Genomic DNA, 26,631 nt, shown 5'->3' on the forward strand with positions numbered 1-26,631 from the left:
TCATCCCACCGGTTCGCCGATCAGCGACCCACCGGAGCCCTGAAGCTGGGCGCGCAGCTCCGGCGTGAGGATCTGGCCGACCCGGTCCACGAGCATCGTCATCTCGTAGGCGACCTGGCCGATGTCGCAGTTGGGGGCGGCGAGGATGGCGAGGCAGGACCCGTCGCTGATCGACATCAGCACCATGATCCCGAGTTCCATCTCGACGACGGTCTCGTTGACCGCGCCGGCCTCGAAGCAGCGGGCGGCGCCCTGGGTGAGGCTGACCAGACCCGAAGCGACCGCGGCGAGCTGGTCGGCCCGGTCGAGCGGGAGCCGGTTCGACGCGGTCAGCAGCAAGCCGTCCGCCGAGACGACCACGGCGTGGGCCACGCCGGGCACCCGCTCCGCGAAGTCGTTCACCAGCCAGCCGAACTGGTTCTGCGTCGGCTGGGCGCTACTCGGCGAGTTCATTCACCCTCCAGTGTCTCGTGGTTGGTCTCGGCCGCCTGTGCGGTGCGGTGGCGTCCACGCTCGATGCCCTGCTGGAAGCTCCGCAGGCGGCCGCGCACGTCGTGCGCGTCCCGTTGTGGTCGGGGAGCCGTGGCTCCGGTGGGCGGTCCGGCGCTGCCCGGAAGCAGCTGCTCCCCGCGACGGCGCCGGGGCAATCCTGCCGAAGTGAATGTGGCGGGTGCCGACTGGGACACCGCTTGCACCGCCCGCCACCCGTCATCGGTCCCGAAGTTCCACTCGGTGGTGACCTCGACGGCGGAGGTTTCCTCCCGGGGGACGGGGGCTTCGGGGGTCTCCGGGGTTTCCGCCCCGGCGCCGCGGCGGGAGGGCAGCGACGACGGCGGAGTGCTGGGGCGGCCGGTGGCGGTGGGGACCTCCGGCTCGTCGGACGGCGGTTGCGCCGGGGGGTGGAGGTCGGTGGCCGGTGGGGGCGCGGTCTGGCCTCGCTGGGGCAGGCCGTCCGGGGCGCCGGGCGGGATCGGCTGGGGCACGCCGTTCGGCTGGGCGCCCGCCTGGCCGGGCTGCAGCAGGCCGTCCGGCTGAGCACCCGCCTGGCCCCGCTGAGGCAGCCCGTTCGGCTGGGCACCGGCTTGGCCCGGTCGGGGCAGGCCGTTCGGCCGCCCCGGCGGAAGCAGACCGTTCGGCAGGGCACCCGCCTGACCCGGCCCGGGCTGACCGTTCGGCTCAGCGCCCGCCTGACCCGCCCCGGACTGGCCGTTCGGCTCAGCGCCCGCTTGACCCGGCTGAAGCAGACCGTTCGGCAGAGCACCCGCCTGACCCGGCCCGGACTGACCGTTCGGCTCAGCGCCCGCCTGACCCGGCTGAAGCAGACCCTTCGGCAGGGCACCCGCCTGACCCGGCCCGGACTGACCGTTCGGCTCAGCGCCCGCCTGACCCGGCTGAAGCAGACCGTTCGGCAGGGCACCCGCCTGACCCGGCCCGGGCTGGCCGCTCTGGGCCGGCGGCGACTGGCGGCGGGGTTGGGGCAGGCCGTTCGGCTGGGAGCCGGCGGGCTGCCTGTCGGTGCCGGTGGGCGGGTGCGCGGCGGAAGCGCTCTGATGGGCCGCTGTCTCCGGCTGCGGGCCGGTCGACTGGTCCGCGCTTGCCTGCGTGGCCGGAGCGCCCACCGCCCGCTCGTCGGTGCCCGGCTGGTGCGCAGGCGAAAGACCCGCTGCCTGCTGAGGTGCCGGATCGCCCGCGCCCGGCTGGAAGGCCGAGGCGACCCCGCCCGGCTGGCGTGCCGGAGCGGTCGTGCCCGGCTGGGCGGCCGTGGCCGGTGTCGCGCCCTCGGTGCCGGCTGCTTGGGGCTTCGACTGGCGGGCCTGCTGGCGGCCGCGGGTCACGCCCTGTTGGAAGCTGCTCAGGCGGCCTCGGACGTCCGCCGGGTCGCGGACCGGGAGTTCCGGGCGGGACGGCGCCGGGGTGGGGGCGGCCGGGGGCGGGACCGCGCTGCCCGGCATCAGCTGCTCGCCTCGGCGGCGGCGCGGGAGGCCCGCCTCCGTGAACGCCGTCGGGGCGGCCTGGGACCGGGCCTGGACCGTGCGGAAGTTCTCGTCGCTCGCGAAGTCCCAGCTGCGTCGCTCCTGCGGTTCCGCTTCCGCCGCGGCCGGTTCCTCGGCCGAAGGAGCCGAGGCAGGAGCCGAAGGAGCAGGAGTGACCGGGGTCGCCGGAGCGGCGGCCGGCTTGTCCTCGCGGAACCACGCCGACAGCATCTCGTCGAAGATCGGGGTCGTCTCCGACCGGTCCGGGGCCGGCTCGGGGGCCGGGGCGGCCGGCGGGGTTGCCGTTGCCTGCCGCCACCAGTCGCTCAGCGTCGTCTCGTTGGCGGAGAACAGGTCCTTGCCCGCCGGCAGCTCGTCCGGCTTCGGCTGCTTCGGCGGCTGCGGGGGCACCGGCAGCACCGCGGGCAACGTCGGGCGCGGCGGCGACGGCGGGGTGTCGTCGTCCTTCGGGAGGGGCGCGAACAGCGCCGTCCCGGAGATCTCCAGGTCCGAGGGCGGGCGCGGGTCCGAGAGGCCCGCGAGGTCGCTCGCCGACGGCCAGCGCTCCTCCCCCATCGCCGGCTGCTGCGGGACGACCGGGCGCGGGCGGGAGTGGCCGTTGACCTGGCGGCGCGGCAGGCGGTTGCCCGCCGCGGGGCTGGCCGGGTGCTGTTGGAGGGCGCCGATCGGGCCGGTCGCCGGGCCGTCGGTCACCGGCATCACCAGGTCCGCCGGGACGACGACCGTGGCGCGGACGCCGACGATGTCCTTGCCGCCGTGCAGCGAGACCCCGATGCGGTGCCTGCTGGCCAGGCGGCCGACGACGAACAAGCCCATCCGGCGTGAGGTGGCCAGGTCGACCGACCCCGCTTCGGTCAGCCGGGTGTTCGCCTCGGCGACCTCGGCCTCGTTCATGCCGATGCCCTTGTCGAGGATGTCGATGTTGAGCGAGCCGTCCTCGCCCAGCCGCGACGCCACCGTCACCGACGTCTCCGGCGCGGAGAACGCCGTGGCGTTGTCCAGCAGCTCGGCGACCAGGCGCATCAGGTCGCTCGCCGCGTAGCCGACGATCCGCGCCGGGGGCGGCGGCTGGACCTGGACCCGCTGGTACTGCTCGATCTCCGACACCGCGGCGCGCAGCATGTCCGTCGTGCCGACCGGCTTCCCCGACCGGCGGCCCGGCTCGGCGCCCGAGAGCACCATCAGGTTCTCGTTGTTGCGCCGCATCCGGGTGGCGAGGTGGTCGAGCTGGAACAGCGTCGCCAGCTGGTCGGCGTCCTCCTCGTCCCGCTCGAGCTGCTCGATCAGCTGCAGCTGCCGCTGGACCAGGCTCTGGCTGCGCCGCGAAAGGTTGACGAAGACGCTGCCGTAGCCGGTGCGCATCGCGGCCTGCTCGGTCGCCAGCCGCAGCGCCTGGTGGTGCACCTTGTCGAACGCGCGCGCCACCTCGCCGACCTCGTCGTCGGTCTGCACCGGGACCGGCCGGACGTCGGTGCCCTGCGCGCGGCCCTCCTGGATGTTGCGGACGGCCTCCGGCAGCGCGTTCTCGGCGACGTCGAGGGCGCTGCGGCGCAGCACCTTCAGCGAGCGCAGCAGCTGGCGGGTGATGAGGAAGACGACCGCGACGGCGAGCACCATCGCGCCGAACAGCAGCACGGCGAGCAGGCCCGCACCGCTGCTGGACTCGTCGACCAGCTCCGCCGACGTCGCCGACGCCGCCCCGCCGAGCCGGTCGGCGACCTGCCCGATCTGCGTGCGCATCGCGCCGGACGCGGCGTTCCAGTCCTGGGGCGACAGCGTCCGGAAGGCGTCGTCGACCGCGCCGCTCGGCGCGTTCAGCACCGACTCGACCATCCGGGCGCGGCTCTGCGCCTGCGAGCCTTCGGCGATGGCCGCGAAGTCGCGCTGCAGCGTGTCGCCCGCCGCGGAGCGGAAGTCGACGAGCCGGTCGCCGAGGCGCAGCTCGGCGGCGCGGAGGGTGGCGAGCTCGCTCGGCGACAGCCCGGCGCGCGCGATGCCGAAGGACACCAGCGCCTGGCTGACCGACACCTGCTCGCCCGCGACGAGGAGCTCGTGCAGCCCGGCGGGGGTGCCGCCGAGCGTGCCGTCACCGGCGCCCGCGGTGGCCGCGGTGTCGAGGGCGACGAGCGGCTTCGCGAGGTCGGAGAACGCCGTGATGGCCTGGCCGGGGTCGAGCTGGCCGCCGTCGACCTGGCGGCGCAGGAAGTCGAGGTTGCCCAGCTGCGAGGTGGCGGCGCCGGCGGCACCCGCGACGCCCGGTTCGATGGCGGCCGCGCGGGACTGGGCGGCGGTGAACGGGCCGACCGCCGCGTCGGTGGCCTTGCGGGCCGCCGCGAGTTCGGGGGTGCCGCCGACGGTGCCGTCGGTCAGCATCGCCGCGGTGACCGTGCGCTCCTGCTGCAGGGCGCCGGTGAGCGCGCGGACCTGGCCGCCGAGCGCGACGAGCCGGTCGAGCCGCTGGTATTCGTCCGAGCGGCCGACCTGGGCCGCGATCGTCGTGATGCCGAGCACCAGCGCGATGACGATGGGCACGACGGTGACGGCCGAAAGCTTGACGGGGAGGCTCCAGTCGCGCCAGTGCACGAGCGCGTGCCACAGGGCCTTCCCCTTCGACCGCCGGGGCGCTCGGCCGAGCAGCTCCCCCACGGGCACCTGACCTTCTCCTGCAACGGTCACGTGAGTGACTCCCTGTCCGGCGTCATGAATCCGCGTCGGCGGCGCGGCGTGCCGGCTCGCGGCGGGCGCCCGGACGGCCGCGCCGTCCGCACCCTGCCACTTCGCCGTCGCCCTCGCTCGCCCCCGGCAGCCCCGCCGTCCGCGCGTCCGTTTCCGGGCAGGCACCACCCCGACGTCCCGTGCAAGGGACTGTGCACGTGCACGTCGCAAGTTGCGTTCTGCACGGTTGTCGAGATCAACTTTATCGGTGCCAATCGATCGCTGCGGTCAGCTGGGCCAAAGAATCGTACCCCCGCGGTCGGGCCGGTCAATTTTGTCGTCCGCTCGGGCGCTGACCTGCGAAAAGCGGAGCACCGGCCGAGAACCCCGCCGATCCCGCTCCCAAAGGGGGAATTCCGGTTACCGGACACGCCTCACCCAGGCATCCAGTCGTCACCCGATTAGTCCAGACAGGGGAGCAGCATACCTCGGACGATCTACACTCTGTACCCCCAACGGGTGGGTCAAGTCTCAAGATGTGCCCGATCTTGTGGCGTTGCGGCCTGCCGTGACCCGACCTGGTGATTTCTGACGAGAACCCGCGCCCACCAGTGGATCTTCGCCGCCACGCCCGCCGCGAGAGGACCCTCTTCGGCGCTATCGGACCTTACTTCGCCTACCCGGAGTGATCGAAGGTCACCCGAGCCCCGCCCGGTTACCTCGTTCGCCGCAGCGTAGGCCGAACGCGACAACGTCGCGTCACAATTCTTCTCATCATTACGAGTGATCTGCCCGTGATCTCGCCACCGAAAGCGCATTCGACGGATTCGACGGGAAACCGAATACCCGGCGCTGCCGGACCCGGAACCGCCCGGCCGCCTTCGGACTCCGCCGGACGGCGTAGTTACGATGTTCGCCTCGCAGACCGCAAGGGCGGCCGGCGCCCCGCCGCGGGGCACCGCGTCCCGCCGCCACGCCAGGCTCTCTGCCGGAGGCACCCATGTACGACGTCGCGCGACCAGCGACGGGCAACGCCCTCGAGGAGACCGGCCGGATGCCGGCCCTCTTCAGCGGGGAGCGCCCGCCGGGCGCCCCGCAGCGGCGGCCCGCCGCCCCCACCGGCCCCGACTACACCGGGATCCAGGCCAGCCGCGAGTTCGTCGCGCTGCGCCGCCGGTTCCGCGGGTTCGTCTTCCCGATGAGCCTCGCCTTCTTCGCCTGGTACATGACGTACGTGCTGCTGGCCGCCTACGCGCACGACTTCATGAGCCGCAAGGTGTTCGGCCAGGTCAACGTCGGCATCGTGCTCGGCATCGGCCAGTTCGCCAGCACCGCGCTGGTCACCTGGCTCTACCTCCGCTACGCGCGCCGCCAGGTCGACCCCCGCGTGGCCGAGCTGCGCGCCCGCGCGGGCGTGCCGGAAGGGCCGCGCCGGTGACCGCCCTCGCCGCGGGCGGGGTGCCCGCCAGCAACCCGATCGTCAACACGGCCGTGTTCGCCCTGTTCGTCGCCATCACGCTTTACGTCGTCTACCGGGCCAGCAGCCGGAACTCGTCGACGTCGGACTACTACGCCGCGGGCAGCGCGTTCACCGGCCGCCAGAACGGCATCGCCCTCTCCGGCGACTTCCTGTCGGCGGCGTCCTTCCTCGGGATCGCCGGCGCCATCGCGATCCACGGCTACGACGGCTTCCTCTATTCGATCGGCTTCCTCGTCGCCTGGCTGGTCGACCTGCTGCTGATCGCCGAGCTGCTGCGCAACACCGGCCGCTTCACGATGGGCGACGTGCTCAGCTTCCGGATGAAGCAGCGCCCGGTCCGCGCGGCGGCCGCGACGTCGACGCTGGTCATCTCCTTCTTCTACATGCTGGCGCAGATGGCGGGCGCCGGCGGCCTGGTGGCGCTGCTGCTGAACGTGCACTCCAAGCTCGGCCAGGCGCTGGTGATCGGCGTCGTCGGGCTGGTCATGGTGCTGTACGTGCTGGTCGGCGGCATGAAGGGCACCACGTGGGTGCAGATCATCAAGGCGACCATCCTGCTGCTGTGCGGCGCGCTGCTCACCGTGTTCCTGTTCGGCAAGTTCGGCTTCTCGTTCTCGAACCTGCTCTCCTCGGCGGCCGAAAACAGCCCGCTCGGCGACAAGCTCCTCGAGCCGGGCGGCTCGTACGGCAAGAACGGCACCACCAAGCTGGACTTCGTCTCGCTCGCGCTGGCGCTGGTCCTCGGCGCGGCGGCGCTGCCGCACGTGCTGATGCGCTTCTACACGGTGCCGAACTCCCGTGAGGCGCGGCGAAGCGTCGTCTGGGCGACGGCGTGCATGTTCCTCTTCTACCTGTGCACGCTGGTGATCGGCTTCGGCGCGGCCGCACTGGTCGGCGCGGACGAAATCAAGGCCGCGCCCGGCGGCGAGAACTCGGCGGCGCCGCTGCTGGCCCTGCACGTCGGCGGGACGCTGCTGCTGGGCATCATCGCCGCGGTCGCGTTCGCGACGATCCTCGCGGTCGTGGCCGGGCTGACGATCACTGCGTCGGCCTCGTTCGCCCACGACGTCTACGCGAACATCTTCAAGCGGGGCAAGGCGGAGCCGGCCGACGAGGTCCGGGTGGCGCGGCTGACCGCGATCGTCGTCGGGGTGTTCGCGATCGTCGGCGGCGTCCTGGCGAACGGGCAGAACATCGCGTTCCTGGTGGCGCTGGCGTTCGCGGTGGCGGCGTCGGCGAACCTCTCGACGCTGCTCTTCTCCTTGTTCTGGAAGCGGTTCAACACGACCGGCACGCTCTGGGGCATCTACGGCGGCCTGATCGCGTGCCTGCTGCTGGTGCTCTTTTCGCCGGTCGTCTCGGGCTCGCCGGACTCGATCTTCAAGGGCATCGACTTCGCCTGGTTCCCGCTGAAGAACCCGGGCCTGGTCTCGATCCCGTTCTCGTTCCTGTGCGGGTTCGTCGGCACGCTGGTCGGCAAGCCGAAGGCGGACGCCGAGAAGCAGGCCGAGATGGAAGTCCGTTCCCTCACCGGCATCGGCAGCTGAGCCCCGCCTGGGCGGCCTGCGTCAGACGCGCAGGCCGTCCAGGATCACGGCCAGCACCCGCCTGCCGTCCTCCGGGCTGCAGTTGCGCACCGCCATCCCCGCGCCGTGCCCCAGCCGCAGCACGTCGACGCCCTCGATGTCCGCGCGGATCAGCCCCGCGTCCTGAGCGGCGTCCACCAGCACCCCGGTCGCTTCGCGCAGCCGCTTCTGGCAGTACTGGAACGTCTCGGAGCCCGAGTCGATCGACTCCTTGAGGAACGTGGCCAGCTTGTGCCGCTCGACGACCCAGGTGACCTGGTCGGTCAGCCACGCTTCCAGCGCCTCCCACGGCGGCAGCTCGTCGTGCAGCGCGAACGCGCGGTCGGCGAGCACTTCGATCTCGTCGCGGTAGACCGCTTCGAACAGCTTCTCGCGGGTCGGGAAGTGCCGGTAGAGCGTCCCGGCCCCGACTCCCGCCTTCTTGGCGACGTCGTCCAGCGGCACGTCGGGACCCTGCGCGGTGAAGAGCTGCTTCGCCGTCGCGACGATGCGCTCGTAGTTGCGCTTTGCGTCCGCCCGCATCGGACGGACCGCGTCACCACCCGGCATCCCGGCCTCCTCACCACGTAACCGGAGAGATTCTCCGAATTCACTTGCGCATCCGGAGACGCTCTCCATATTATCGCGTCGTGTCCAAGTGGAGAAACTCTCCACTTACCTTCGTGCTCCTTTGGGGGAGTATCCCTTGTCGCAGCAAACGCTCCACCGCGCGCCCGTCCCGGCGCCGGCCCACCGCAGCGGGCTGGTCCTCGCGATCATCCTGACCTGCCAGCTCATGCTCATCCTCGACGCGACCGTGATGAACGTCGCACTCCCGCGCATCCAGGCCGACCTGGGGTTTTCCCCCACCGGCCTGTCCTGGGTGATGACCGCCTACAGCCTCGTCTTCGGCGGCCTGCTGCTGCTCGGCGGCCGGGCGGGCGACCTGTTCGGGCGGCGCCGGATGTTCGTCGCGGGCACCGCGCTGTTCACCCTCGCCTCGCTGGCCGGCGGCCTCGCCGACTCGGCCGCGCTGCTCATCGCCGCCCGCGTCCTGCAGGGCGTCGGCGCCGCCATGGCCGGGCCGAGCACCCTGGCCCTGGTCACCACGACGTTCACCGAGGCCAAGGCCCGCGTCCGGGCGCTCGCGCTGTTCTCCGCGATGTCCAGCGGCGGCTTCGCGATCGGCCTGATCGTCGGCGGCCTGCTCACCGAGTGGATCTCGTGGCGCGCCGCGCTGTTCATCAACGTCCCGTTCGGGCTGGCGATCGTGCTCCTCGCCCCGAGGTTCGTCCCCGAGCCGCCCCGCCGGCGGGCCCACCTGGACCTGCCCGGCGCGATCACCGGCACCTTCGGCGTCGGCGCGCTCGTGTTCGCCTTCACCCACGCCGCGTCCGACGGCTGGGGCAGCCCGGTGACGCTCGGCTCGCTCGCCGGCGGCCTGGCGCTGCTGACGGCGTTCGTCGTGATCGAAGCCCGGACCGCGTTGCCGCTGGTCCCGCTGCGCCTGTTCGCCGACCGCAACCGCAGCGCGGCCTACGTCAACTTCTTCCTCGGCCCGATGGCGATGATGTCGATGTTCTTCTTCCTGACGCAGTTCATGCAGGACATCCGGCACTACGCCGCGCTGGCCACCGGGTTCGCGTTCCTGCCGATGGCGGCGCTGATCTTCACCATGAGCCGGCTCGTGCCGCGGCTGCTCCCCCGCTACGGGCCGAAGCCGCTCGCGATCACCGGTTCGCTGATGATGGTCGCGGGCGTCGGCTGGCTCGCCACGCTCACCACGAGCAGCGCGTACTTCCCCGCGTTGCTGGGTCCGCTGCTGCTCATGGGGCTCGGCGCCGGGCTGGCGTTCGCGCCGCTCAACGTGATCGTGATGGCCACGGTGCCCAGCGAGGACGCGGGCGCGGCGGGCGGCGTGCTGCAGACGATGCAGCAGGTCGGCAGCACGCTCGGCCTGGCCGTGCTGATCACCGTGTTCGGCTCGGTCACCCGCTCGGCGGGCTCGGCGGGCTCGGCGGGCTCGGCGGGCGCCCAGCTGACGGTCGACGGGATGACCGCCGCGTTCGGGACGGCCGCGGTGTTCGCGGCCTGCACGTTCCTGGTGGCGCTGACGTTCCGCCGCCAGGCCGCGGCTACAGCTTCTGCCCGGCCTTGACCTTGTGCGTCACCCGGCGCTCGACGAGGAACGAGACGAACGGGACGCAACCGGCCAGCAGCACCAGCACGGTGCCCTTGATCGACCAGCGGGCCTTGATCGCCAGGTCGATGGTCAGCACCAGGTAGATCATGTAGAGGACGCCGTGGATGGGCGAGTACACCGCAGACGGCGTCGGGTTGTCGAAGCCGTAGCGCAGCACCATCACGAAGCAGAGGCCGAGCAGCCCGACGCCGGTGACGTAGGCGGCGGTCCGGAACCGGACCAGGGGGCCGGCGAGCGGCACCGCTGTCCGGGCGCCTTCGGTGCTGGTGGTCATCGGGTCGTCCTCACTCTGCGGCCTGCTGGTCGCGGGCGTTCAGCTCGCGCAGGTAACGGTTGTACGCGGCCAGCTCCTCGTCCTCGTCCGAGACGTGGGTGTCCGGACGGGGGCGGGGGGCGGGCACTTCGGCGACGGGCGCCGGCTTCTCGTCCGCGGTGCCGTCGGCTTCGGCCTTCAGGCGCAGCTGGCGGATCCGCCAGAACATGAAAGCCGGGAAGAGCCCGAACAGCGGCCACTGCAGGACGTAGCCGAGGTTCTGGAAGGTGCCGTTCGCCGAGGTGAAGCGGTCCCACTGCCACCAGGCGAGCCCGCAGCAGACGAGCAGGCTCACCAGGCACGTCGCGGCGATCGCGATCCGGCGCCCCCAGGGGGACGCGGCCGGCGGAGGAGTGGCTGGCACGGCGTCGACGCTAGCACTGGCCGGCTGAGCGGCGACGGCCGACCGCGTGCCGGGTGGCGCCGCTCTCAGCCCTGCTTGCGAACCGACTGGGCGCCCTTCGCGTAGCCGTCCGCGAGGCCGAATACCTTCTGCGCGTACTCCGTCGAGTTGTTGTACGACAGGATCCCGGCCCACCAGCCGCTCGGGCTCGCCATGTCGCGGCCGCCCGCGCACAGGTAGCGGGCCGCCGCCAGGGCCGCGTCGTCGATCTGCTGGGGGTCGCCGAGGCCGTCGCCGTTGCCGTCGGAGGCCCACTTGCGCCAGGTGCTCGGGATGAACTGCATCGGGCCGACCGCGCGGTCCACCCCGGCGTCGCCGTCGTAGCGGCCGCCGTCGGTGTCGCCGATCGCCTGGACGCCCGAAGAGCCGTCGAGCGGGACGCCGATGATCGGCTTGGACGGGCGGCCGTCCGCGCCGAGGACCGCGCCCGCGTACTGGCCGTGGTTCGACTCGATGCGGCCGATGCCGGCCAGCGTCGCCCACGAGATCTTGCACTTCGGCTGGTCCGCGCGCATCGCCAGCTCGGCGTTGCCGTACGCGGACAGCGCCCGCGCCGGGACGCCGGTCACGGCCGCGACCTGGCTCGCCCACTGCGACAGCGTGGCCGGGCCGGTACTGCGGGCCTGCTGCGGAGAAGTCTGCTGCTCGGCCCCGCCCGCGACGGCGCCACCGGCCGGGGCGACCGACCCCGGGCGGACGTCGGCCGCCTTGACCTGCAACGCGGGGATTTCGGTGGTGAGGGGGCTCGCCTCGGGCGTCGAAGCGCGGGTGACGAGCCAGATCCCGCCGCCGGCCACGGCCAGCACGGCGAGGACCACGATCAGCCGGGTGAGCACGGCCACACCGGACGAGCGCGGTGCCGGTGCGGCGGGGGCGGCTTCCTCGACGCTCGCGTCGATCGGGTCGTCCTCGGTGTTTCCGGTACTGGTGCGCACGTAACTCCGGTCCTCCAGCGTGGTGTCGACGAAGTGTCAACGAGCCCGCGCAGGTTAGCGTTACGCGGGTCGTCCCGATCGTCTCACCACACCGGATCACCCGGCCGAGTGAAAGCGTCCCGTCAGGCGGACTTCTGCTGCCGCGCGAGACGCGCGACGCACCAGGCCGGGGCGCTGCCGCGACGGAGGTGCTGCAGGACGGTCATCGGCCCGAGCCGGCGGCTCAGATCGGACGGCGCGAGACCGGCCGCCCGGTAGTCGAGGGCCCGCTGGTCGAGCGGGCTGATGCCGGCGTCCCACCACTCTTCGGCCTCGGCGACGCCGCCGACCATCTGCCACCAGCCCGCGGCGGCGGTGAGGAGCTCTTCCGGCACGTCCGGCAGCCGGCTGCGCATCGCGGCGAGGTAGCCGGGGTCGGCCGACTCGACGGGGACGAACCGGGACTGCCCGGTCCGGGCGCGCTGGCCGGGGATGCCCGGAGCTTGCGGCGGCGCGTCGGCCAGCCACGCGTTCGCGATGCGGTCGACCTCCTGCTCTTCGGGGGTCTGCTCGCGCTCGGCGGCCCATTGCCGGATCAGCGCGTCCACTCCGGGATCTCCGGTCATCCCTGCCTCCTTGTAGGTCCCCGACGGACAGGCCCTGACGCCTGTCCCACGCGGTGGTGCCGCACGCACCAACCTGCACCTGCTGAGTGGAAACTGCCTGCGTACCGGGGGTCTCCGGGGGGAGGGCGAACCACCCGATCACGCAATGTGAGCACCGTAGGGCCGGGGTGGTCCCCTTCGCCAGACCCCGGCTGCCACGAATTCGCCGACCTGCGCGTTTTCAGCCGCAATCCACCCGGATGGTCGAGTGCTGGGGTCCGAAATCCGGGATTGGTGACGTTGCGTGATTTACCGTCCGTTAACACGCACGGTAGCCACCGGCGCCGCCCGTGGCGGTGCCGGTGCGCGGGTGTCGAAGTCAGGAGAAGAGCGTCCGGAAGAACGTCACGATCGCTTCGGCGCCGTCCTTGAGCCAGCCGAGCACGCGGTGCACGAAATCGGCGGACTGGGTGGGCTGGGTGATCAGGAAGAACAGCACGATCGCCACCACCCCGACGATCAGGACCTTCTTCATGCCGCCCGACATGCGCTTCCTCCCGGCTCGCCGATCCCCGTCCCGGGAGTGGCCACCCCAATACTCTAGGGAAGGCGTGCCCGGAAGACACGCCGGTCAACCCTCGAGGAGCGCCGATGCCCCGGAACGTGCTGGTCGAGCACGACGGACCCGTCACCACGATCACGATCGACCGGCCCGCCGCGCGCAACGCCGTCGACGGGCCCACCGCGGCCGAGCTGGCCGACGCCTTCCGCGCGTTCGACGCCGACCCGGCCGCCGCCGTCGCGGTGCTGACCGGCGCCGGCGGCGCGTTCTGCGCGGGTGCCGACCTCAAGGCGATCGGCACCGACCGGGTGAACCGAACCCACCCGGACGGGGACGGCCCGATGGGCCCGACCCGGCTGGCGCTCGGCAAGCCGGTGCTCGCGGCGGTGCACGGGCCGGCCGTCGCGGGCGGGCTGGAACTGGCGCTGTGGTGCGACCTGCGGGTCGCGGACGCGACGGCGGTGTTCGGCGTCTACTGCCGCCGCTGGGGCGTCCCGCTGATCGACGGCGGCACGGTGCGCCTGCCGCGGCTGATCGGCCAGTCACGGGCGATGGACCTGATCCTGACCGGACGGGCGGTCGAAGCGGACGAGGCGTTCTCGATCGGCTTGGCCAACCGCTTGGTGCCGGCGGGCGAGGCGGTCACGGCGGCGCAGGAGCTGGCCCGGCAGCTGGCGGCGTTCCCGCAGGCGTGCCTGCGCGGCGACCGGCTGTCGGCGCTGGCGCAGTGGGGAAGCTCCGAAGAGGACGCGCTGACGGCGGAGTTCGCGGCGGCGATGGGAACGGGCGTACTGGCGGCGGAGGCGGTGGAGGGCGCGGCGCGGTTCGCGGGCGGCGAAGGACGGCACGGCAGCTTCGGCTGACCCGCATCGGCTCCCGCACCGGCCGCGGTCCGCGACAGCGGCGCAGGGCTTCGGCGGCCCCGCGCCGGGGGGCGATGGCCGGACCGCACCGCAGCAGCCCTGCACCGAGTACCGGTCCGCCGCAGCGGCGACGGGGCAGGGGCTTCGGCGGCGCCGGGACCGCGGGCGCAGCGGCTCCCGCACCGGCCGCGGCCCACGACAGCGGCGCAGGGCTTCGGCGGCCCCGCTCCGGGTGGGCAGTGGTCGGACCGCCGCAGCAGCGGTCTGCACCGAACGCCAACGCCGGCGAGGGGCCTCGGCCACCCCGCTCCCTGCGAGGGCGGTGGCCGGACCGCGGGTGCGGCGGCTCCCGCACCGAGCACCGGTCCGCGGCACCGACGCACGGGCCTCGGGCCCACCCGCTCCGGGCGGGGGCGATACCGGACCGCCCCACCTCAACTCCCGCGCCGAACACTGTCCGCGGCACCGGCGGCGGCACCGCAGCTTCGGCTGACCCGCGCTGGGCCGGGGTGCCCCGCGCCAGGGGTGGCCGCGACTGCCGGGCCCGCGCGCATCGCGCTGCGCACCGAACGCAACGCCGACCCGCGCCAAGCCTTCCGTCGGCGCGAGGAAAGTTCCTTCCAGCGCAGCCGAGCAGACGGAAACTCACCGTGTGCGACGGCGCGTCACCTGAGGGGCTGGATCACGCGTCGGGGGCGCGGTTCCGGTCGAGCGGCCGATAAGGTCGGCGGATGGACGGCGATGTCTCCAGAGTCGTGCTCCGGCCGGTGGCCGAGGCCGATCTCGAGTTGCTCGATCGGCTGACCAACGATCCCGTCGCCGCGGGTGAGCACCAGTGGTTCGGGTGGCACGATCCCGGTTACCTGCGCCGCCGGTGGCACGAGAGCGGGATGCTCACCGCCGACAGCGGCATGCTCGTGCCCGCTCTCGGTGGCCGTGTGCTCGGCGTCGTCTCGTGGCACCGGACCCGGACCGGGCCGGCGGCCTACTGCTGGAACGTCGGCCTCGTGCTGGCCCCGGAAGCGCGGGGCCACGGCTACGGCACCGAGGCGCAGCGGCTGCTCGCCGAATACCTCTTCGCGCACACGCAGCTGAACCGCGTCGAAGCGACGACCGAGGTCGGCAACCGCGCCGAACAGCGCTCGCTCGAGAAAGCCGGCTTCACCCGCGAAGGCGTCCTTCGCGGGTACGACTTCCGGAACGGCGAGTGGCGCGACCACGTCATCTACTCGGTCGTGCGCTCCGACCTCTCGCGGAACTAGGCGATCGCGCCCGCCGCGCGCAGGGCGTCGAGGTCCGTGACGCCCAGCTCCGCCAGCACGGCTTCGGTGTCGGATCCCTTGACGCGCGGGGCTTCCGGCGTCTCCGGCGGGGTCCGGTCGAACCGCGGTGCCGGGGCCGGCTGGACCATGCCGCCGATGTCGACGAACGTGCCGCGCGCCGCGTTGTGCGGGTGCGACGCGGCTTCTCCCGGCGCCAGGACCGGCGTCAGGCACGCGTCGGTGCCCTCGGCGCGCGCGACGAGGTCGTCGCGCGTGTACTTGCCGATCGCCGTCGCGAGGATCTCGCGCAGCTTGGGCCACTGCGTCTTGTCCACGTGCAGCGGCAGCGACTCCGGGTCCAGCTCCAGGACCTTGACCAGGTCGCCCCAGAACCGCATCTCGATCGCGCCGACGGCGACGTACTTGCCGTCCGCGGTCTCGTAGGTGTCGTAGAACGGGGCACCGCCGTCGAGCATGTTGTCGCCGCGGCCGCCGCCCCACAGGCCGGCCGCGGCCATGCCGTGCAGGCTCGTGGTGAGCAGCGCGGCGCCGTCGACCATCGACGCGTCGACGACCTGGCCGCGCCCGGACGTGGTCCGCTCGTACAGCGCCGCGAGGATGCCCATCGCCAGCAGCAGGCCACCGCCGCCGAAGTCGCCGACGAGGTTGAGCGGCGGCACCGGCCGTTCACCCGCGCGCCCGATCGGTTCGAGCGCGCCGGAGATGCCGATGTAGTTGATGTCGTGCCCGGCCGCCGTGGCCAGCGGCCCGTCCTGGCCCCATCCGGTCATCCGGCCGTAGACGAGCCGCGGGTTGCGCGCGTGCACCGCCTCCGGGCCGAGCCCGATCCGCTCGGCGACGCCGGGGCGGAAGGGCTCGATGAGGACGTCGGCGGTGTCGCACAGCTTCAGCACCAGCTCGACGCCTTCGGGCGTCTTGGTGTTGATGCCGACCGACCGGCGGCCGCGGGCGAGCGGGTCGGTCGGGATGCCGAGCACGTCCTCCCCCGGCTTCGCGCGGTCGACGCGGACGACGTCGGCGCCGAGGTCGGACAGGATCATCGTGGCGAAGGGCCCGGGCGCGAGACCCGCGAGCTCCACCACCTTCAGGCCGCTGAGCGGACCTGCTTTCATGACTGAGGTCCCTTCAGAGCGTGCGGGAGATGATTTCCTTCATGATCTCGCTGGTGCCGCCGAAGATCCGCGAGATGCGGACGTCGGCCCAGGCACGCGCGATCGGGTATTCGGTCATGTAGCCGTAGCCGCCGAAGAGCTGCACGCAGTCGTCGATGACCTTGTTGACCCGCTCGGTGGTCCACAGCTTCGCCATCGCCGCGCCCTGGACGTCGAGCTCGCCCTTGAGGTGCCGTTCGATGCACTGGTCGAGGAACGCGCGCGAGACGGCGGCTTCCGTGGCCGCCTCGGCGAGGGTGAACTTCGTGTTCTGGAAGTTGAAGATCGGCCGGCCGAAAGCCGTGCGCTCCTTGGTGTACTCGAGCGTGAGGTCGACCGCGGCCTCCAGCCCGGCCACCGCGGTGACGGCGATGATCAGCCGTTCCTGGGGCAGCTGCAGCATCAGCTGGAAGAAACCCTGGCCTTCGGCGTCGCCGAGCAGGTTGGCGGCGGGCACGCGGACGTCGTCGAAGAACAGCTCGGCGGTGTCCTGGCCCTTGAGCCCGACCTTGTCGAGGACGCGGCCGCGGCGGAAGCCGGGGGTGTCGGTCTCGACCACGACCAGCGAGACGCCTTGGGCGCCCGCATCCGGGTCGGTCTTCACCGCGACGACGACGAGGTCGGCGTGGAAACCGTTGGTGATGAACGTCTTGGCGCCGTTGATGACGTAGTGGTCGCCGTCGCGGACCGCGCGGGTCTTGATGCCCTGCAGGTCGGAGCCGGTGCCCGGTTCGGTCATCGCGATCGCGCCGACCAGCTCGCCGCTGGCCATCTTCGGCAGCCACTCGCGCTTCTTCTCTTCGGAGGCGTACGCGCTCAGGTAGTGCGCGACGATTCCGTTGTGGACGGTCACGCCCCACGCGCTGTCACCCGAGCGGGCCTGCTCCTCGTAGAGGACGGCCTCGTGCGCGAAGGTGCCGCCGCCCCCGCCGTACTCCTCGGGGATCGACAGGCAGAGCAGCCCGACCTCGCCGGCCTTGTTCCACAGCTCGCGGTCGACCTTCTTCTCGGCCGCCCAGCGCTCCTGGTGCGGCACGAGCTCCTTCTGCATGAACGACCGCGACAGTTCGCGGAGGTCTTCGAGCTCGGTCGTGCTCCAGGAGCTCTTCGGCAGTTGCAGCGGCACGGGACACCCTCCTGCTGGAAAACATGACGATCAGCATGTAAGTTCTCTGCGGAATGTACATCCGTACCGGCCTGTAGGTAAAGCAGGGAGGCCGAAGTGACCTCGACGGCGCACCGGACCCAGGCGCAGCGACGCGAGCAGACCCGCACGGCGCTGCTCGACGCCACCATCGACTGCCTGGTCGACGTCGGCTACGCCCGCACGTCGGTGCAGGAGATCTGCGCCCGCGCGGGGGTGTCGAAGGGCGCGGTGCAGCACCACTTCACCGCGAAGGCCGAGCTGATGGCGGCCGCGGTCGAGCACCTCACGACGAAGCTGCGCCGCCGGCTCGCGGCCTCGCTGGACGAGCTGCCCAGCGGCGGGACCGGGGTCGCCGCGGCGATCGACCTGCTGTGGACCGGCTACTCGGGCACGCTCTCGACCGCCGTCACCGAGCTGTGGGTCGCCGCCCGCACCGATCCCGAGCTGCGCGCGGCCATCCGCCCGGTCGACCGCGCGCTCGGGCGCGCCACGCTGGAGCACGTCACGCAGGTCGCCGGCGAACTCCCGCCCGAGCGCGCCGAAATGCTGTTCTGGCTCACCGTGAACCTCACCCGCGGGCTGGCACTGGACGCCGAGCTCGGCGGCGACCCGGACCGGCGCCGGCAGCTGCTCGAGGAGTGGAAGCGCATCGCCGTCCTGCTCTACCAGGACGCCGCCACTGCTCCGAGCTGACGAACCCCTTATCCGCGGCCGTCGAATCGTGGTCCAATCCCCCGGACAGAGGGGAGCCACCATGACCGCCGCTCCGCACCCTTATCCCTACGGCCCGCCCCCCGCGCGGCCGCCCGCCGATCCCGGCGGCTTCTTCCGCTTGCTCGCCGGGATGTTCGGCGCCGTGGCCGCGGCGCTCGTGGTGGCCGGGTCGTTCCTGCCGCAGACGTCGTTCGAGCAGGTCGTCGACGGCAAGGCCGAGACCAGCCAGACGATCAGCGCCTGGTCGCGGTCGTTCTCCGTCGAGCCCGGCGAGGAAGCGAAGAAGTTCTACGAGAACACCCACGTCGCGCGCTACGGGATCCCCCTCACCGCCGGCGCGGTCGTGCTGCTGGCCGGGGCCGGACTGGCCTTCGCGGGCCGGCGGCGCTCGGCGGGCCCGGGCGTCCGCGACCTCGGGCGGACGGCGCTGGTGGCCGGCGGCGCCGGGGTGGCCGGTGCGGTGTGGATGCTCGGCATGGACGTCTCGGCGACGTTGAGCTACGAGTCCGGCGAGGGCACCATCCAGTCGCACTACGCGACCGGGACGGGGTTCTGGGTGCTGCTCGGCGGTGGCGCGGTCGCGGTGGTGGCACTGGTGTTCGCGGTGCTGGCCGGCCGGCGCGCCCCCGCCACGGCCGGTCCCGGTGGGCCGCCGGGGCCCTACCAGCAGCAGTCGCGGCCGTACCCGGTGCCGCCGCAGCAGCAGTACGGTGCGCCGCAGTTCCCGAGGCAGGCTTACGGCGGCCAGGGGTACGGCGCGCCCCAGTCCCAGCCCTTCCCCGCACAGCCTCAGGCCGGGCCGTACGGCGCACCGCAGTCCCAGCCGTTCCCGGCGCAGCAGCCGCCCACCCCGGCGCACGGCACACCGCAGCCCTTCGGCGCCCAGCCCTACGGCGGCGCACCCGCGCAGCCGGCTTCCGACCGGGCCGAGGACGAGCCGGTGTCCGGCGACCTGTCGTCGCGGCTCGACGACGCCCACGGCGGCGCGACCCAGGCCCACCCGCCGCCGAAGCAGGAGCCGACCGAGCCGACGTACCAGCTGCCGCCGCTGAACCCGCCCAATACGTGAAAGATATTCACATCAGACTGGACATCTGACGTACCGACGGTATGGTGTACTCGTCGGTAACCCCTGCGCGGCGTCGTGCGGACTCCGGACGCCGCGGAACGGAGACGTCATGACCAGCACGACCCCCGCGAACGCCGTCGAAGACACGCCTTTGCCGCCGACCGTCGGCGGCGTCGCCGGGGCGCCCGGCTCGGCGCGGGCGGCCCAGCTCGTCGCCCGCGTGGCCGGGGGCGCGGACTCGGCGCCGATCCGGATGCGCGCGCCCTTCACCGGGCAGCCGATCGCGACGCTGCCCCAGGCCACCGACGCCGACGTCCGCTCGGTGTTCGACGGCGCGCGCACGGCCCAGCGGGCGTGGGCGGACCGCTCCCCCGCCGAGCGCGCCCGCGTGCTCACCCGCCTGCACGACCTCGTGCTCGACCGCCAGGACGAGGTGCTCGACCTGGTCCAGGTCGAAGCGGGCAAGGCCCGGCTCGACGCGTTCGACGAGGTCAGCGCGACCGCGCTGGTGGCGGCCTACTACGGCAAGCACGCGGCGAAGTTCCTCGCCCCGCGGCGCGTCGCCGGCGTCATCCCCGGCCTGACCCGCGCCGGCGAGATCCGGCACCCCAAGGGCGTCGTCGGGATCATCTCGCCGTGGAACTACCCCCTGGCGCTGACCGCGATGGACGTCCTGCCGGCGCTGGCCGCGGGCAACGCCGTCGTGCAGAAGCCGGACAACCAGACCGCGCTCTCGGCGCTGTGGCTGCACGAGCTCGCCGAAGAGGCCGGGCTGCCCGCCGGGACCTGGCAGATCGTGCTCGGCCGCGGCTCGAAGATCGGCACCGCGCTGGTCGAGGAGTCGGACTACCTGTGCTTCACCGGTTCCACGCCGACCGGCAAGGAACTGGCCGGGCAGGTGGCGAAGCGGCTGACGTCGTACTCGCTGGAGCTCGGCGGCAAGAACCCGATGATCGTGCTGCCCGACGCCGACGTCACCAAGGCCGCGACCGGCGCGGTGACCGCGTGCTTTTCCTCGGCGGGCCAGCTGTGCGTGTCGGTCGAGCGGATCTACGTCCACGAGGACATCCGCGAGGAGTTCACCCGCGCGTTCGTGGCGAAGACCGCGGCGCTGCGGCTCGGCGGCGCGCTCGACTACCAGGCCCAGATGGGGTCGCTGACGTCGGAAGACCAGCTCGCGACGGTGTCGGCGCACGTCGAAGACGCCCGCGAGAAGGGTGCTTCGGTGCTCACCGGCGGACGTCCCCGGCCAGACCTCGGCCCGCTGTTCTACGAGCCGACGGTGCTGTCCGGCGTCACCGCGGGCATGCTGCCGTTCGCGGACGAGACCTTCGGGCCGGTCGTCTCGATCTACGGCTACACCGACGTCACCGAGGCCATCGACCGGGCCAACGACACGCCGTTCGGGCTCAACGCCAGCGTCTGGTCCCGCAACGGCCGCGCGGGCTGGGAGGTCGGCGCGCGCCTCAAGGCCGGCACGGTCAACGTCAACGAGGGCTACGCGGCGACGTTCGGCAGCGTCGGCGTGCCGATGGGCGGTATGAAGGACTCCGGCGTCGGCCGCCGCAACGGCGCCGAAGGCCTGCTGAAGTACACCGAATCCCAGTCGATCGCACTGCAGCGCGGGCTGGCGTTGCGGCCGCCGCGCGCGGTGCCCGGTTCGCTGTGGTCGCGCGGGATGACGTTCGGCCTCAAGGCCCTGCGCCGCCTCCCCCGCTGACTCTCGTGAGTGTTCAGGGCGGTTCTAACCGCCCTGAACACTCACGAGCGGCCCTACGCGTGTTCGGCGGCCGGGGCGGTCAGCAAGCCCCGGTCGTAGGCGATCGCCACGGCCTCCGCGCGCCGGCTCGCGCCCAGCTTCGCCATCACCCGGGACAGGTGCACGCTCACCGTCTTCTCGCTGATGTAGAGCTCCTCCCCCACCTGCCGGTTGGTCCGGCCCAGCGCCACGCGCTCCAGGACGTCGCGCTCGCGGTCGGTCAGCGGGTCGGTGACCGACCGCGCCGGGGCCGCGGGTTCGACGCCGGCCAGCTCGACGCGGGCGCGGTGTGCCAGGTCCCGGACGGCGTCGCGCAACGGGATCGCGCCCAGCCGGTTCGCCACCGCGTGGGCCGCTTCGAGCGCGGCACCGGCGTCGGCGTCACCGGCCAGCAAGGCCTCGGCTTCGTGCCAGCGGCAGACCGCCTGCTCGTAGACGGCGCCGTAGCCGAACGCCTCGGCCGCGACCGTCCACTTCGCCGCGTCGCCCCGGCCGGTCAGGCAGGACGCCGCCGCTTCCAGGCGGGCCAGCCAGGCCCGGCCCTCCGGCCCGAGCTCGCCCGAGCGCGGCTGCCCGACGACCGAGCACATCCGCCCGTGCGCCAGCATCCGCTCGCCCGCCGCCACCGCCGCGTCCACCGCCGCCGAGTCCCCGCGGACCCGGGCGTCGGCGGCCAGCGCGGCCGCGGCCGAGACGCCGAGCGCGGCCACCCGGATGCCGGCCAGCAGCCCGGGTTCGATCCGCTCCAGCCAGCCGATGAGGTCTTCGGTCCGGCGCACCGCCTCGGCGTGCTCGCCCCGCCAGTACGCCAGCTCGACGCCGGAACCGCCCACCGCCAGCGGGATCTGCATGTCCGCCGTCCAGTGCTGCCGCAACCCGGCGACGAGCTTCGCCGCTTCGTCGAACCGGCCGCGGCCGACGAGGAACAGCGACCAGATGGCCAGGATCCGCGCGGCGACCGCGCTGGACACCCCGCGCCCGGCCCGCCCGGCGCTCTCGTCCGGCCAGTCGCCCATCAGGTAGCGCAGCATCAGCTGCCGCGCCCGCAGCTCCAGCCCGTAGACGCTCCAGCTCAGCCCGGCTTCTTCGGCGCGGGCGACACCGCGGGCGGCGTGCGCCAGCGCTTCGGCGAACTCGCCCTGGTCGTCGTGGCTCAGCGCCAGGAAGTAGGTCGCGCGGATCTCGGTGTTGAGCGCCCCGGCGTCCCGCGCCTTGCGTTCGGCCTGCCGCAACCGCTCGCGCGCCTCGGCGGCGTCGCCCGCGGAGTCGGCCAGCGTGCCCAGGGTGACCAGCGCCGACGCCTCGGCGCCCGCCGCGCCGGCCGCCTGTGCGTCGGCGACCGCGGACAGCGCGCTGTCCAGCGCCTCCTCGGGCTTGTCGAGGATCCGCAGGAACCCGGCCCGGCTGGCCAGCACCCACGCCCTCGTGCCGCTCGGCCCGCCGTCCTTGACCAGGTCCCACGCCCGGTCGATGGCCGCCGTCGCCTCGTCGAGCGTGCCCTCCAGGGCCAGCAGGGACTCGGCCAGCCGCCGCCACGTCTTCGCCGCGCGGTCCACCGGCGTGTCCGGGGTCAGGGCCCGGGTTGCCGAACGCGCGAAAGCCGCCGCCCGGTCGGGCTCGCCGGAGGTGCCCGCGAAGTACGAGGCCTCGTGCAGCAGCCGCAGCTCGTCGTAGCCCTCGGGCCGGTCCGCGGCCGCGACGGCGTCCCAGATGGACAGTGCCTGTTCGACGTGCTGCAGCGCCGAGCCGGGCGCGCCCAGCTTCTCGGCCTCGTCCATCGCGCGCAGCAACGCCGGCAGCGCGGTGACCAGGTCGCTGCTCTGCAGCGAGTGGTAGGCCAGCTTCGCGTCGTGGCCGCGGCCCTGCGGCCGGGCCTGGATCCGCGCGGCGTAGGCGGCGTGCGTGCGCGACCGCTCCCCCGGCAGCAGATCGCCGTACACCGCTTCCTGCAGCAACGCGTGCCGGAACGTGTAGGAGCCATCCGAGAGCACCACGAGCACGTGGTGCTGGACGGCTTCGCGCAGCGCCTCGTCGAGCTCCAGCTCACCCAGCGCGGAGACCTCGGCGAGCGCGCCGTGCATCACCGGCTCGTTGGCCACCGAGATCACGCGGACCACCCGGCGGGTGTCCGGCGAGAGCCGCTCGAGCCGGGACAGCAGCACCTCGGCCAGCCCGGCGGGCAGGTCGTTGCACTCGGTCTTGGTGGCGAGCAGTTCCTCGGCGAAGAACGGGTTGCCCTCGGAGCGGCTGACGATGTCGGCCACGACGCCGGCCGCCAGCGGCTCGTCGGCCAGCGCCTCGACGAACTTGCGGGCGTCGGCGGTGCCGAAGGGGTGCAGGTCGACGCGCTCGACGGTGGCGAGGCGGACCAGTTCGGAGAGGAGGCCGCGCAGCGGGTGGCGCCGGTGGACGTCTTCTTCGCGGTAGCTGCCCACGACCAGCAGCCGCTGCGCGCGCAGCCGGCTCAGCAGGAAGGACAGCAGGTTGCGGGTCGAGGCGTCGGCCCAGTGGAGATCCTCCAGCAGGATCACCACCGGGCGCGCCTGGGCGACCTCGGTCAGCACCCCCAGTACCGCGTCGAACAACTGCAGCTGACCGAGGTCCTGTTCCGGCCGGGGACGCACCATGGTCTCCCGGTCGTTGGAAGTCATCGGCGGGTGCTCGGCCGCCCGCGGCTCCTCGAAACCCTGCCCCTGCGGCAGCAGCCGCCCGAGCGCGGGCCGGGCCCGCACCGCGGCCGCGACCACCGCGTCCGTCGCCACGCCGAGGGGGGCGAGCGCCTCGGCGAACGGAAGATAAGGAAGACCGCCTTCGCGGACGTCGATGCAGCGGCCGGTGAGCACCAGCGCACCGCAGCCGTCGACGTGCTCGCCGAGCGCGGTCAGCAGCCGGGTCTTGCCGACCCCGGCGTCCCCCGAGAGCAGCACCGCGCCGGCTTCGCCACGTTCAGCCCTGGCGAAGGCGGCGCGGAGCCGCCGCATCTCGTGGGTACGGGCGACGAGCGGGATTCCGGAGCCGAGTCGGGGCACGAGGAGCATTCTGTCTCACCCCACCGACAATCTCGCGGGGGTTTGGGTGGCGAAGCCCCCAACCTGGGGCGAAGCCCCGGATGTCACCGACAGTTTCCGACCGCTTATCGCCATCGACACCATCTCGCCGCCCCCTTACCGGGCGGTCTCGCCGACGCCCGCGGTCTCCCGCGTGGCTTCGCGGCGCTCCTGCGCCGGTACGTCGACGTCGGTGCGCCCGGCCCGGAAGTGGCGGGCGGCGCGGCGGGCGCGGATCGCCCAGGCGCTGCGCCCGGCCTTCCGCAGTTCCTCGGCCCGGTAGGCCGCTTCGGCCCGGACCGCGTCGAGCATGAGATCGCTGTACATCGTGTTCCCCTTGGTTCCCGAGTTCACCGGTTGGTAGGACTCAGGTTCGTCCTGAGGGGGCGGCCCAGGCATCGGGTGATCACGCAGCTCTGGTCGGCAAAAGACCCCTTACTCCCGGTCGAGCCCAGCTCGGCGGGGGTAAGGGGTCTTCGTGGACTGCCTCAGTCGTGCGTGTGGCCGCCGGTCCGCACCGCGGCCAGCAGCCCCCGCCAGCCCGACGCGGGCAGGCGGAAAGCACCACCTTCGGGGTCCTTCGAGTCGCGCACCGCGGCGCCGCCGTCGACGAATGCGACCTCGACGCAGTCGTTGCCGCCCCCGCTGTGGCTGCTCTTGCGCCACCGCGCCCCGGACAGATCTGCTTCCATGGTCCCCACTCCTTACTGTGTCCTCGGTTCCAGATGGTGCACCGGAGCCGGAACGGCAGCCTGTTCGGCGAACCGTCCGGCGGCCTCGGCGATCAGATCCACCGAGTCGTCCGGCTTCAGTGCGGCCGCGCGCAGATGGTCGAACATCAGCCCGTAGCGCCGGACGTCTGTGGGTTCCTCCAGGTAGAGGCCGCTGGACGTGCTGTCGTCGACGTAGACGACGTCCGGGTCGGCCTGTTCGGGGAAGCCCATGATGAGGAAGGGGCCCTCCATACCGGGGTGCGCGCCGGCGCCGAACGGCACGACCTGGACGGTCACGTTCGGTTTCTCGGCGAGCGCGACCATGCGGTAGAGCTGCTCGGCCATCACCTCGGGGCCGTCGACCACCCGGCGCAGCACGGCCTCGTCCATCACCGCCCAGTACTCCGGCGGCGGGGTTTCCGAAAGCAGTTCCTGGCGCGCCATCCGGGCGGCGACGCGGCGGCGGATCTCGGCGTCCTCGGCGTCCGGCCGCAGCGCGCGGATCACGGCGCGGGCGTAGCGCTCGGTCTGCAGCAGCCCGGGCACCAGCAGGGCCTGGAACGCGCGCAACGAACTCGCATCGGCTTCGAGCCCGACGAAGGTGCCGGTGAAGACCTCGTTGTAGGCGTGCCACCAGCCGCGCTTGCGGGCCTCCCTGGCCAGCTGGACGAGCGCTTCCTGCTCGTCACCGGTGATGCCGTAGAGGGCCAGCATGTCCCGCGCGTCACGCGGGGTGACGCCGACGTGGCCGGTCTCGATGCGACTGATCTTGGAGGCGGAGCATTCGAGCTTTTCGCCGACCTCGTCGATGGTCAGGTCGGCGGCTTCCCGCAGCCGGCGAAGCTCGCCCGCGAGCCTCCGGCGGCGAACCGTGGGGCTCTGTCCCCTTGCCATCGCGCACCTCCGGATGTCGACGGCGTCGTAGCCGTTCGGTCGCTGCCAGTATCCAACCACGGCGGTCGTGCAATAACACCGGCACTATTCCCGCCCGGCCGTTCGGGCGGAAATCTGCAATTTGCAGAATGCTCTTGTATGCTCACGGCCTGCACTGCCCAGGACGCGAGCGGGGCCCGGCGGCTCCCGCCCCAGTTCCCGCCCGGCCCTGTTGAGCAGCGTAGACGATGGATCCGCGGCTCGCCGCGTGATCATCGGGAGAAGAGGTCCGGGGCCGTCCCCCGATCGGCCCCGGCCCTCTCCCTCCGGTCGGCTGCCTTTTGCGGCGGGGGAAATTCCGCCAATTTGTCGCCCGTAGGGGTGATTTCCGGGCCGCGTTCAGAGGACGCGCAGAAGTCCTTCTTGGACGACCGTCGCGAGGAGCGTGCCGTCCTCGGCGAAGAACCGGCCCGTGGCCAGGCCGCGGGCACCGGACGCCGTCGGCGAAGCGCTGTCGTAGAGGAACCACTCGTCGGCGCGGAACGGCCGGTGGAACCACAGTGCGTGGTCGAGGCTCGCGCCGAGCACCTTGTCGGTGTCCCAGTAGACGCCGTGGCGCGCGAGCACCGAGTCGAGCAGCGTCATGTCCGAGGCGTAGGTCAGCACGCAGACGTGCAGCAGCTGGTCCTCGGGCAGCTTCCCGTCGGCGCGCATCCACACCTGGTTGCGCGCGGGCCGCTCGCCGGTCTCGCGGGTGACCCACGGCGGCTCGTTGACGTAGCGGACGTCGATCGGTCGCGGCCGGCTGTGCGCGCCGATCGCGTAGCCCTCGGCGCGTTCCATGAGCGTCGGCAGGGTCTCCGGCGCGGGGATGCCCTCGGGCATCGTCTCGGCGTGCTCGATGCCCGGCTCGTCCTTCTGGAACGACGCCGAGAGCGAGAAGATCGCCTTGCCGTGCTGGACCGCGACGACCCGGCGGGTGGTGAACGAGCGGCCGTCCCGGATCCGGTCGACCTCGTAGACGATCGGCACGCTCGGGTCGCCACCGCGGATGAAGTACGCGTGCAGCGAGTGCACCCGGCGTTCCTCGGGGACCGTGCGCCCGGCCGCCACGAGCGCCTGGCCGGCCACCTGCCCGCCGAACACGCGCACCGGCGAGTGGGCCGGCGAGACGCCGCGGAAGATGTTCTCTTCGATCTTTTCCAGGTCGAGCAGGGCGACCAGGCGATCGAGCACGGGCTGGCCGCCACCGGGCTGTTCGAGTTCGGTGGCGGCCGTCCTGGCCATTTCAGTCATGGCTGGAGCCTATGTGCTGCGG

General features: G+C 72.8%; 23 protein-coding genes. 8 read left to right on the top strand and 15 right to left on the bottom strand.

What is annotated here, in order from left to right; translation table 11 throughout:
* Both MUY14_RS23995 and MUY14_RS24000 read right to left on the bottom strand, forming a co-directional pair.
* Positions 1-453 carry a roadblock/LC7 domain-containing protein gene (locus MUY14_RS23995; RefSeq protein ID WP_247012042.1) on the bottom strand — a complete coding sequence of 151 codons (453 nt, stop codon included), beginning with the start codon at positions 451-453 and terminating at the stop codon, positions 1-3.
* Complete coding sequence (locus MUY14_RS24000; protein ID WP_247025219.1) at positions 450-4,646, bottom strand: nitrate- and nitrite sensing domain-containing protein; 4,197 nt, start codon at positions 4,644-4,646, stop codon at positions 450-452. The genes MUY14_RS23995 and MUY14_RS24000 overlap by 4 nt, the downstream gene beginning before the upstream one ends.
* A 1,003-nt stretch (positions 4,647-5,649) precedes the next feature.
* On the opposite strand from MUY14_RS24000, the gene MUY14_RS24005 reads away from it, so the two are divergent.
* Positions 5,650-6,087: a DUF485 domain-containing protein gene (locus MUY14_RS24005; RefSeq protein ID WP_247012044.1), complete on the top strand. Its 438-nt coding sequence runs from the start codon at positions 5,650-5,652 to the stop codon at positions 6,085-6,087.
* A complete protein-coding gene (locus MUY14_RS24010) occupies positions 6,084-7,676 on the top strand; it encodes a cation acetate symporter (protein ID WP_247012046.1) in 1,593 nt (530 codons plus the stop codon). The genes MUY14_RS24005 and MUY14_RS24010 overlap by 4 nt, the downstream gene beginning before the upstream one ends.
* A 21-nt stretch (positions 7,677-7,697) precedes the next feature.
* Here MUY14_RS24010 and MUY14_RS24015 read toward each other — a convergent pair whose 3' ends face one another.
* Positions 7,698-8,264, bottom strand: coding sequence for a TetR/AcrR family transcriptional regulator (locus tag MUY14_RS24015; protein ID WP_247012048.1), 567 nt, complete (start codon positions 8,262-8,264; stop codon positions 7,698-7,700).
* Positions 8,265-8,400: 136 nt separating this feature from the next.
* On the opposite strand from MUY14_RS24015, the gene MUY14_RS24020 reads away from it, so the two are divergent.
* A complete protein-coding gene (locus tag MUY14_RS24020) occupies positions 8,401-9,852 on the top strand; it encodes an MFS transporter (RefSeq protein ID WP_247012050.1) in 1,452 nt (483 codons plus the stop codon).
* Here MUY14_RS24020 and MUY14_RS24025 read toward each other — a convergent pair.
* The 5 genes from MUY14_RS24025 to MUY14_RS24045 form a co-directional block, all read right to left on the bottom strand.
* Positions 9,830-10,171 (bottom strand): DUF3817 domain-containing protein, encoded by a 342-nt coding sequence (locus MUY14_RS24025; RefSeq protein WP_086857625.1) that lies wholly within the window; start codon positions 10,169-10,171, stop codon positions 9,830-9,832. The two genes, MUY14_RS24020 and MUY14_RS24025, sit on opposite strands and share 23 nt — an antisense overlap.
* A 10-nt stretch (positions 10,172-10,181) precedes the next feature.
* Positions 10,182-10,574 carry a hypothetical protein gene (locus tag MUY14_RS24030; protein WP_247012052.1) on the bottom strand — a complete coding sequence of 131 codons (393 nt, stop codon included), beginning with the start codon at positions 10,572-10,574 and terminating at the stop codon, positions 10,182-10,184.
* 65 nt (positions 10,575-10,639) lie between these two features.
* Positions 10,640-11,548: a lytic transglycosylase domain-containing protein gene (locus tag MUY14_RS24035; protein ID WP_247012054.1), complete on the bottom strand. Its 909-nt coding sequence runs from the start codon at positions 11,546-11,548 to the stop codon at positions 10,640-10,642.
* A 122-nt stretch (positions 11,549-11,670) separates the two neighbouring features.
* Positions 11,671-12,153, bottom strand: coding sequence for a helix-turn-helix transcriptional regulator (locus tag MUY14_RS24040; RefSeq protein ID WP_247012056.1), 483 nt, complete (start codon positions 12,151-12,153; stop codon positions 11,671-11,673).
* 358 nt (positions 12,154-12,511) lie between these two features.
* A complete protein-coding gene (locus tag MUY14_RS24045) occupies positions 12,512-12,679 on the bottom strand; it encodes a hypothetical protein (RefSeq protein ID WP_166641399.1) in 168 nt (55 codons plus the stop codon).
* A 104-nt stretch (positions 12,680-12,783) separates the two neighbouring features.
* Between MUY14_RS24045 and MUY14_RS24050 the strand changes: the two genes are divergently transcribed.
* Together MUY14_RS24050 and MUY14_RS24055 are read left to right on the top strand one after the other, a co-directional pair.
* Positions 12,784-13,557: a crotonase/enoyl-CoA hydratase family protein gene (locus tag MUY14_RS24050; protein WP_247012058.1), complete on the top strand. Its 774-nt coding sequence runs from the start codon at positions 12,784-12,786 to the stop codon at positions 13,555-13,557.
* 731 nt (positions 13,558-14,288) lie between these two features.
* The gene (locus MUY14_RS24055) at positions 14,289-14,819 is read left to right on the top strand and encodes a GNAT family N-acetyltransferase (RefSeq protein WP_247012060.1); all 531 of its coding nucleotides are present in this window, start codon (positions 14,289-14,291) and stop codon (positions 14,817-14,819) included.
* Here MUY14_RS24055 and MUY14_RS24060 read toward each other — a convergent pair.
* Together MUY14_RS24060 and MUY14_RS24065 are read right to left on the bottom strand one after the other, a co-directional pair.
* On the bottom strand, positions 14,816-15,952 hold the full coding sequence (locus MUY14_RS24060; protein ID WP_247012062.1) for a CaiB/BaiF CoA-transferase family protein: 1,137 nt from the start codon (positions 15,950-15,952) through the stop codon (positions 14,816-14,818). The genes MUY14_RS24055 and MUY14_RS24060 overlap by 4 nt on opposite strands.
* Before the next feature lie 13 nt (positions 15,953-15,965).
* A complete protein-coding gene (locus tag MUY14_RS24065) occupies positions 15,966-17,117 on the bottom strand; it encodes an acyl-CoA dehydrogenase family protein (protein ID WP_247012064.1) in 1,152 nt (383 codons plus the stop codon).
* Between the two features lie 96 nt (positions 17,118-17,213).
* Between MUY14_RS24065 and MUY14_RS24070 the strand changes: the two genes are divergently transcribed.
* From MUY14_RS24070 to MUY14_RS24080, 3 genes are all read left to right on the top strand, one after another.
* Complete coding sequence (locus MUY14_RS24070; RefSeq protein WP_247012065.1) at positions 17,214-17,831, top strand: TetR/AcrR family transcriptional regulator; 618 nt, start codon at positions 17,214-17,216, stop codon at positions 17,829-17,831.
* Positions 17,832-17,892: 61 nt separating this feature from the next.
* Complete coding sequence (locus tag MUY14_RS24075) at positions 17,893-18,921, top strand: hypothetical protein (RefSeq protein WP_247012067.1); 1,029 nt, start codon at positions 17,893-17,895, stop codon at positions 18,919-18,921.
* A 109-nt stretch (positions 18,922-19,030) separates the two neighbouring features.
* Positions 19,031-20,641, top strand: a complete 1,611-nt coding sequence (locus tag MUY14_RS24080; RefSeq protein ID WP_247012069.1) for a succinic semialdehyde dehydrogenase — start codon at positions 19,031-19,033, stop codon at positions 20,639-20,641.
* A gap of 53 nt (positions 20,642-20,694) precedes the next feature.
* Here MUY14_RS24080 and MUY14_RS24085 read toward each other — a convergent pair whose 3' ends face one another.
* From MUY14_RS24085 to tesB, 5 genes are all read right to left on the bottom strand, one after another.
* Entirely contained in the window at positions 20,695-23,718 is a 3,024-nt protein-coding gene (locus MUY14_RS24085; RefSeq protein ID WP_247012071.1) for a helix-turn-helix transcriptional regulator, read from the bottom strand.
* Positions 23,719-23,844: 126 nt separating this feature from the next.
* Positions 23,845-24,054: a hypothetical protein gene (locus MUY14_RS24090; RefSeq protein ID WP_247012073.1), complete on the bottom strand. Its 210-nt coding sequence runs from the start codon at positions 24,052-24,054 to the stop codon at positions 23,845-23,847.
* Between the two features lie 161 nt (positions 24,055-24,215).
* On the bottom strand, positions 24,216-24,419 hold the full coding sequence (locus tag MUY14_RS24095) for a DUF397 domain-containing protein (RefSeq protein ID WP_247012075.1): 204 nt from the start codon (positions 24,417-24,419) through the stop codon (positions 24,216-24,218).
* Positions 24,420-24,431: 12 nt separating this feature from the next.
* Positions 24,432-25,334, bottom strand: coding sequence for a helix-turn-helix transcriptional regulator (locus tag MUY14_RS24100; RefSeq protein WP_247012077.1), 903 nt, complete (start codon positions 25,332-25,334; stop codon positions 24,432-24,434).
* A 378-nt stretch (positions 25,335-25,712) separates the two neighbouring features.
* Positions 25,713-26,609 (bottom strand): acyl-CoA thioesterase II, encoded by an 897-nt coding sequence (gene tesB, locus MUY14_RS24105; RefSeq protein WP_247012079.1) that lies wholly within the window; start codon positions 26,607-26,609, stop codon positions 25,713-25,715.
* Between the last annotated feature and the right edge of the window lie 22 nt (positions 26,610-26,631).

This window comes from Amycolatopsis sp. FBCC-B4732, assembly GCF_023008405.1.
Taxonomy (GTDB): domain Bacteria; phylum Actinomycetota; class Actinomycetes; order Mycobacteriales; family Pseudonocardiaceae; genus Amycolatopsis; species Amycolatopsis pretoriensis_A.

Coding starts and splice junctions, on each gene's coding strand:
- MUY14_RS24045 (WP_166641399.1), bottom strand. CDS start 12,679: ATGTCGGGCGGCATGAAGAAGGTCCTGATCGTCGGGGTGGTGGCGATC.
- MUY14_RS24040 (WP_247012056.1), bottom strand. CDS start 12,153: ATGACCGGAGATCCCGGAGTGGACGCGCTGATCCGGCAATGGGCCGCC.
- MUY14_RS24055 (WP_247012060.1), top strand. CDS start 14,289: ATGGACGGCGATGTCTCCAGAGTCGTGCTCCGGCCGGTGGCCGAGGCC.
- MUY14_RS24050 (WP_247012058.1), top strand. CDS start 12,784: ATGCCCCGGAACGTGCTGGTCGAGCACGACGGACCCGTCACCACGATC.
- MUY14_RS24075 (WP_247012067.1), top strand. CDS start 17,893: ATGACCGCCGCTCCGCACCCTTATCCCTACGGCCCGCCCCCCGCGCGG.
- MUY14_RS24085 (WP_247012071.1), bottom strand. CDS start 23,718: ATGCTCCTCGTGCCCCGACTCGGCTCCGGAATCCCGCTCGTCGCCCGT.
- MUY14_RS24095 (WP_247012075.1), bottom strand. CDS start 24,419: ATGGAAGCAGATCTGTCCGGGGCGCGGTGGCGCAAGAGCAGCCACAGC.
- MUY14_RS24100 (WP_247012077.1), bottom strand. CDS start 25,334: ATGGCAAGGGGACAGAGCCCCACGGTTCGCCGCCGGAGGCTCGCGGGC.
- tesB (WP_247012079.1), bottom strand. CDS start 26,609: ATGACTGAAATGGCCAGGACGGCCGCCACCGAACTCGAACAGCCCGGT.
- MUY14_RS24015 (WP_247012048.1), bottom strand. CDS start 8,264: ATGCCGGGTGGTGACGCGGTCCGTCCGATGCGGGCGGACGCAAAGCGC.
- MUY14_RS24060 (WP_247012062.1), bottom strand. CDS start 15,952: ATGAAAGCAGGTCCGCTCAGCGGCCTGAAGGTGGTGGAGCTCGCGGGT.
- MUY14_RS24005 (WP_247012044.1), top strand. CDS start 5,650: ATGTACGACGTCGCGCGACCAGCGACGGGCAACGCCCTCGAGGAGACC.
- MUY14_RS24080 (WP_247012069.1), top strand. CDS start 19,031: ATGACCAGCACGACCCCCGCGAACGCCGTCGAAGACACGCCTTTGCCG.
- MUY14_RS23995 (WP_247012042.1), bottom strand. CDS start 453: ATGAACTCGCCGAGTAGCGCCCAGCCGACGCAGAACCAGTTCGGCTGG.
- MUY14_RS24025 (WP_086857625.1), bottom strand. CDS start 10,171: ATGACCACCAGCACCGAAGGCGCCCGGACAGCGGTGCCGCTCGCCGGC.
- MUY14_RS24090 (WP_247012073.1), bottom strand. CDS start 24,054: ATGTACAGCGATCTCATGCTCGACGCGGTCCGGGCCGAAGCGGCCTAC.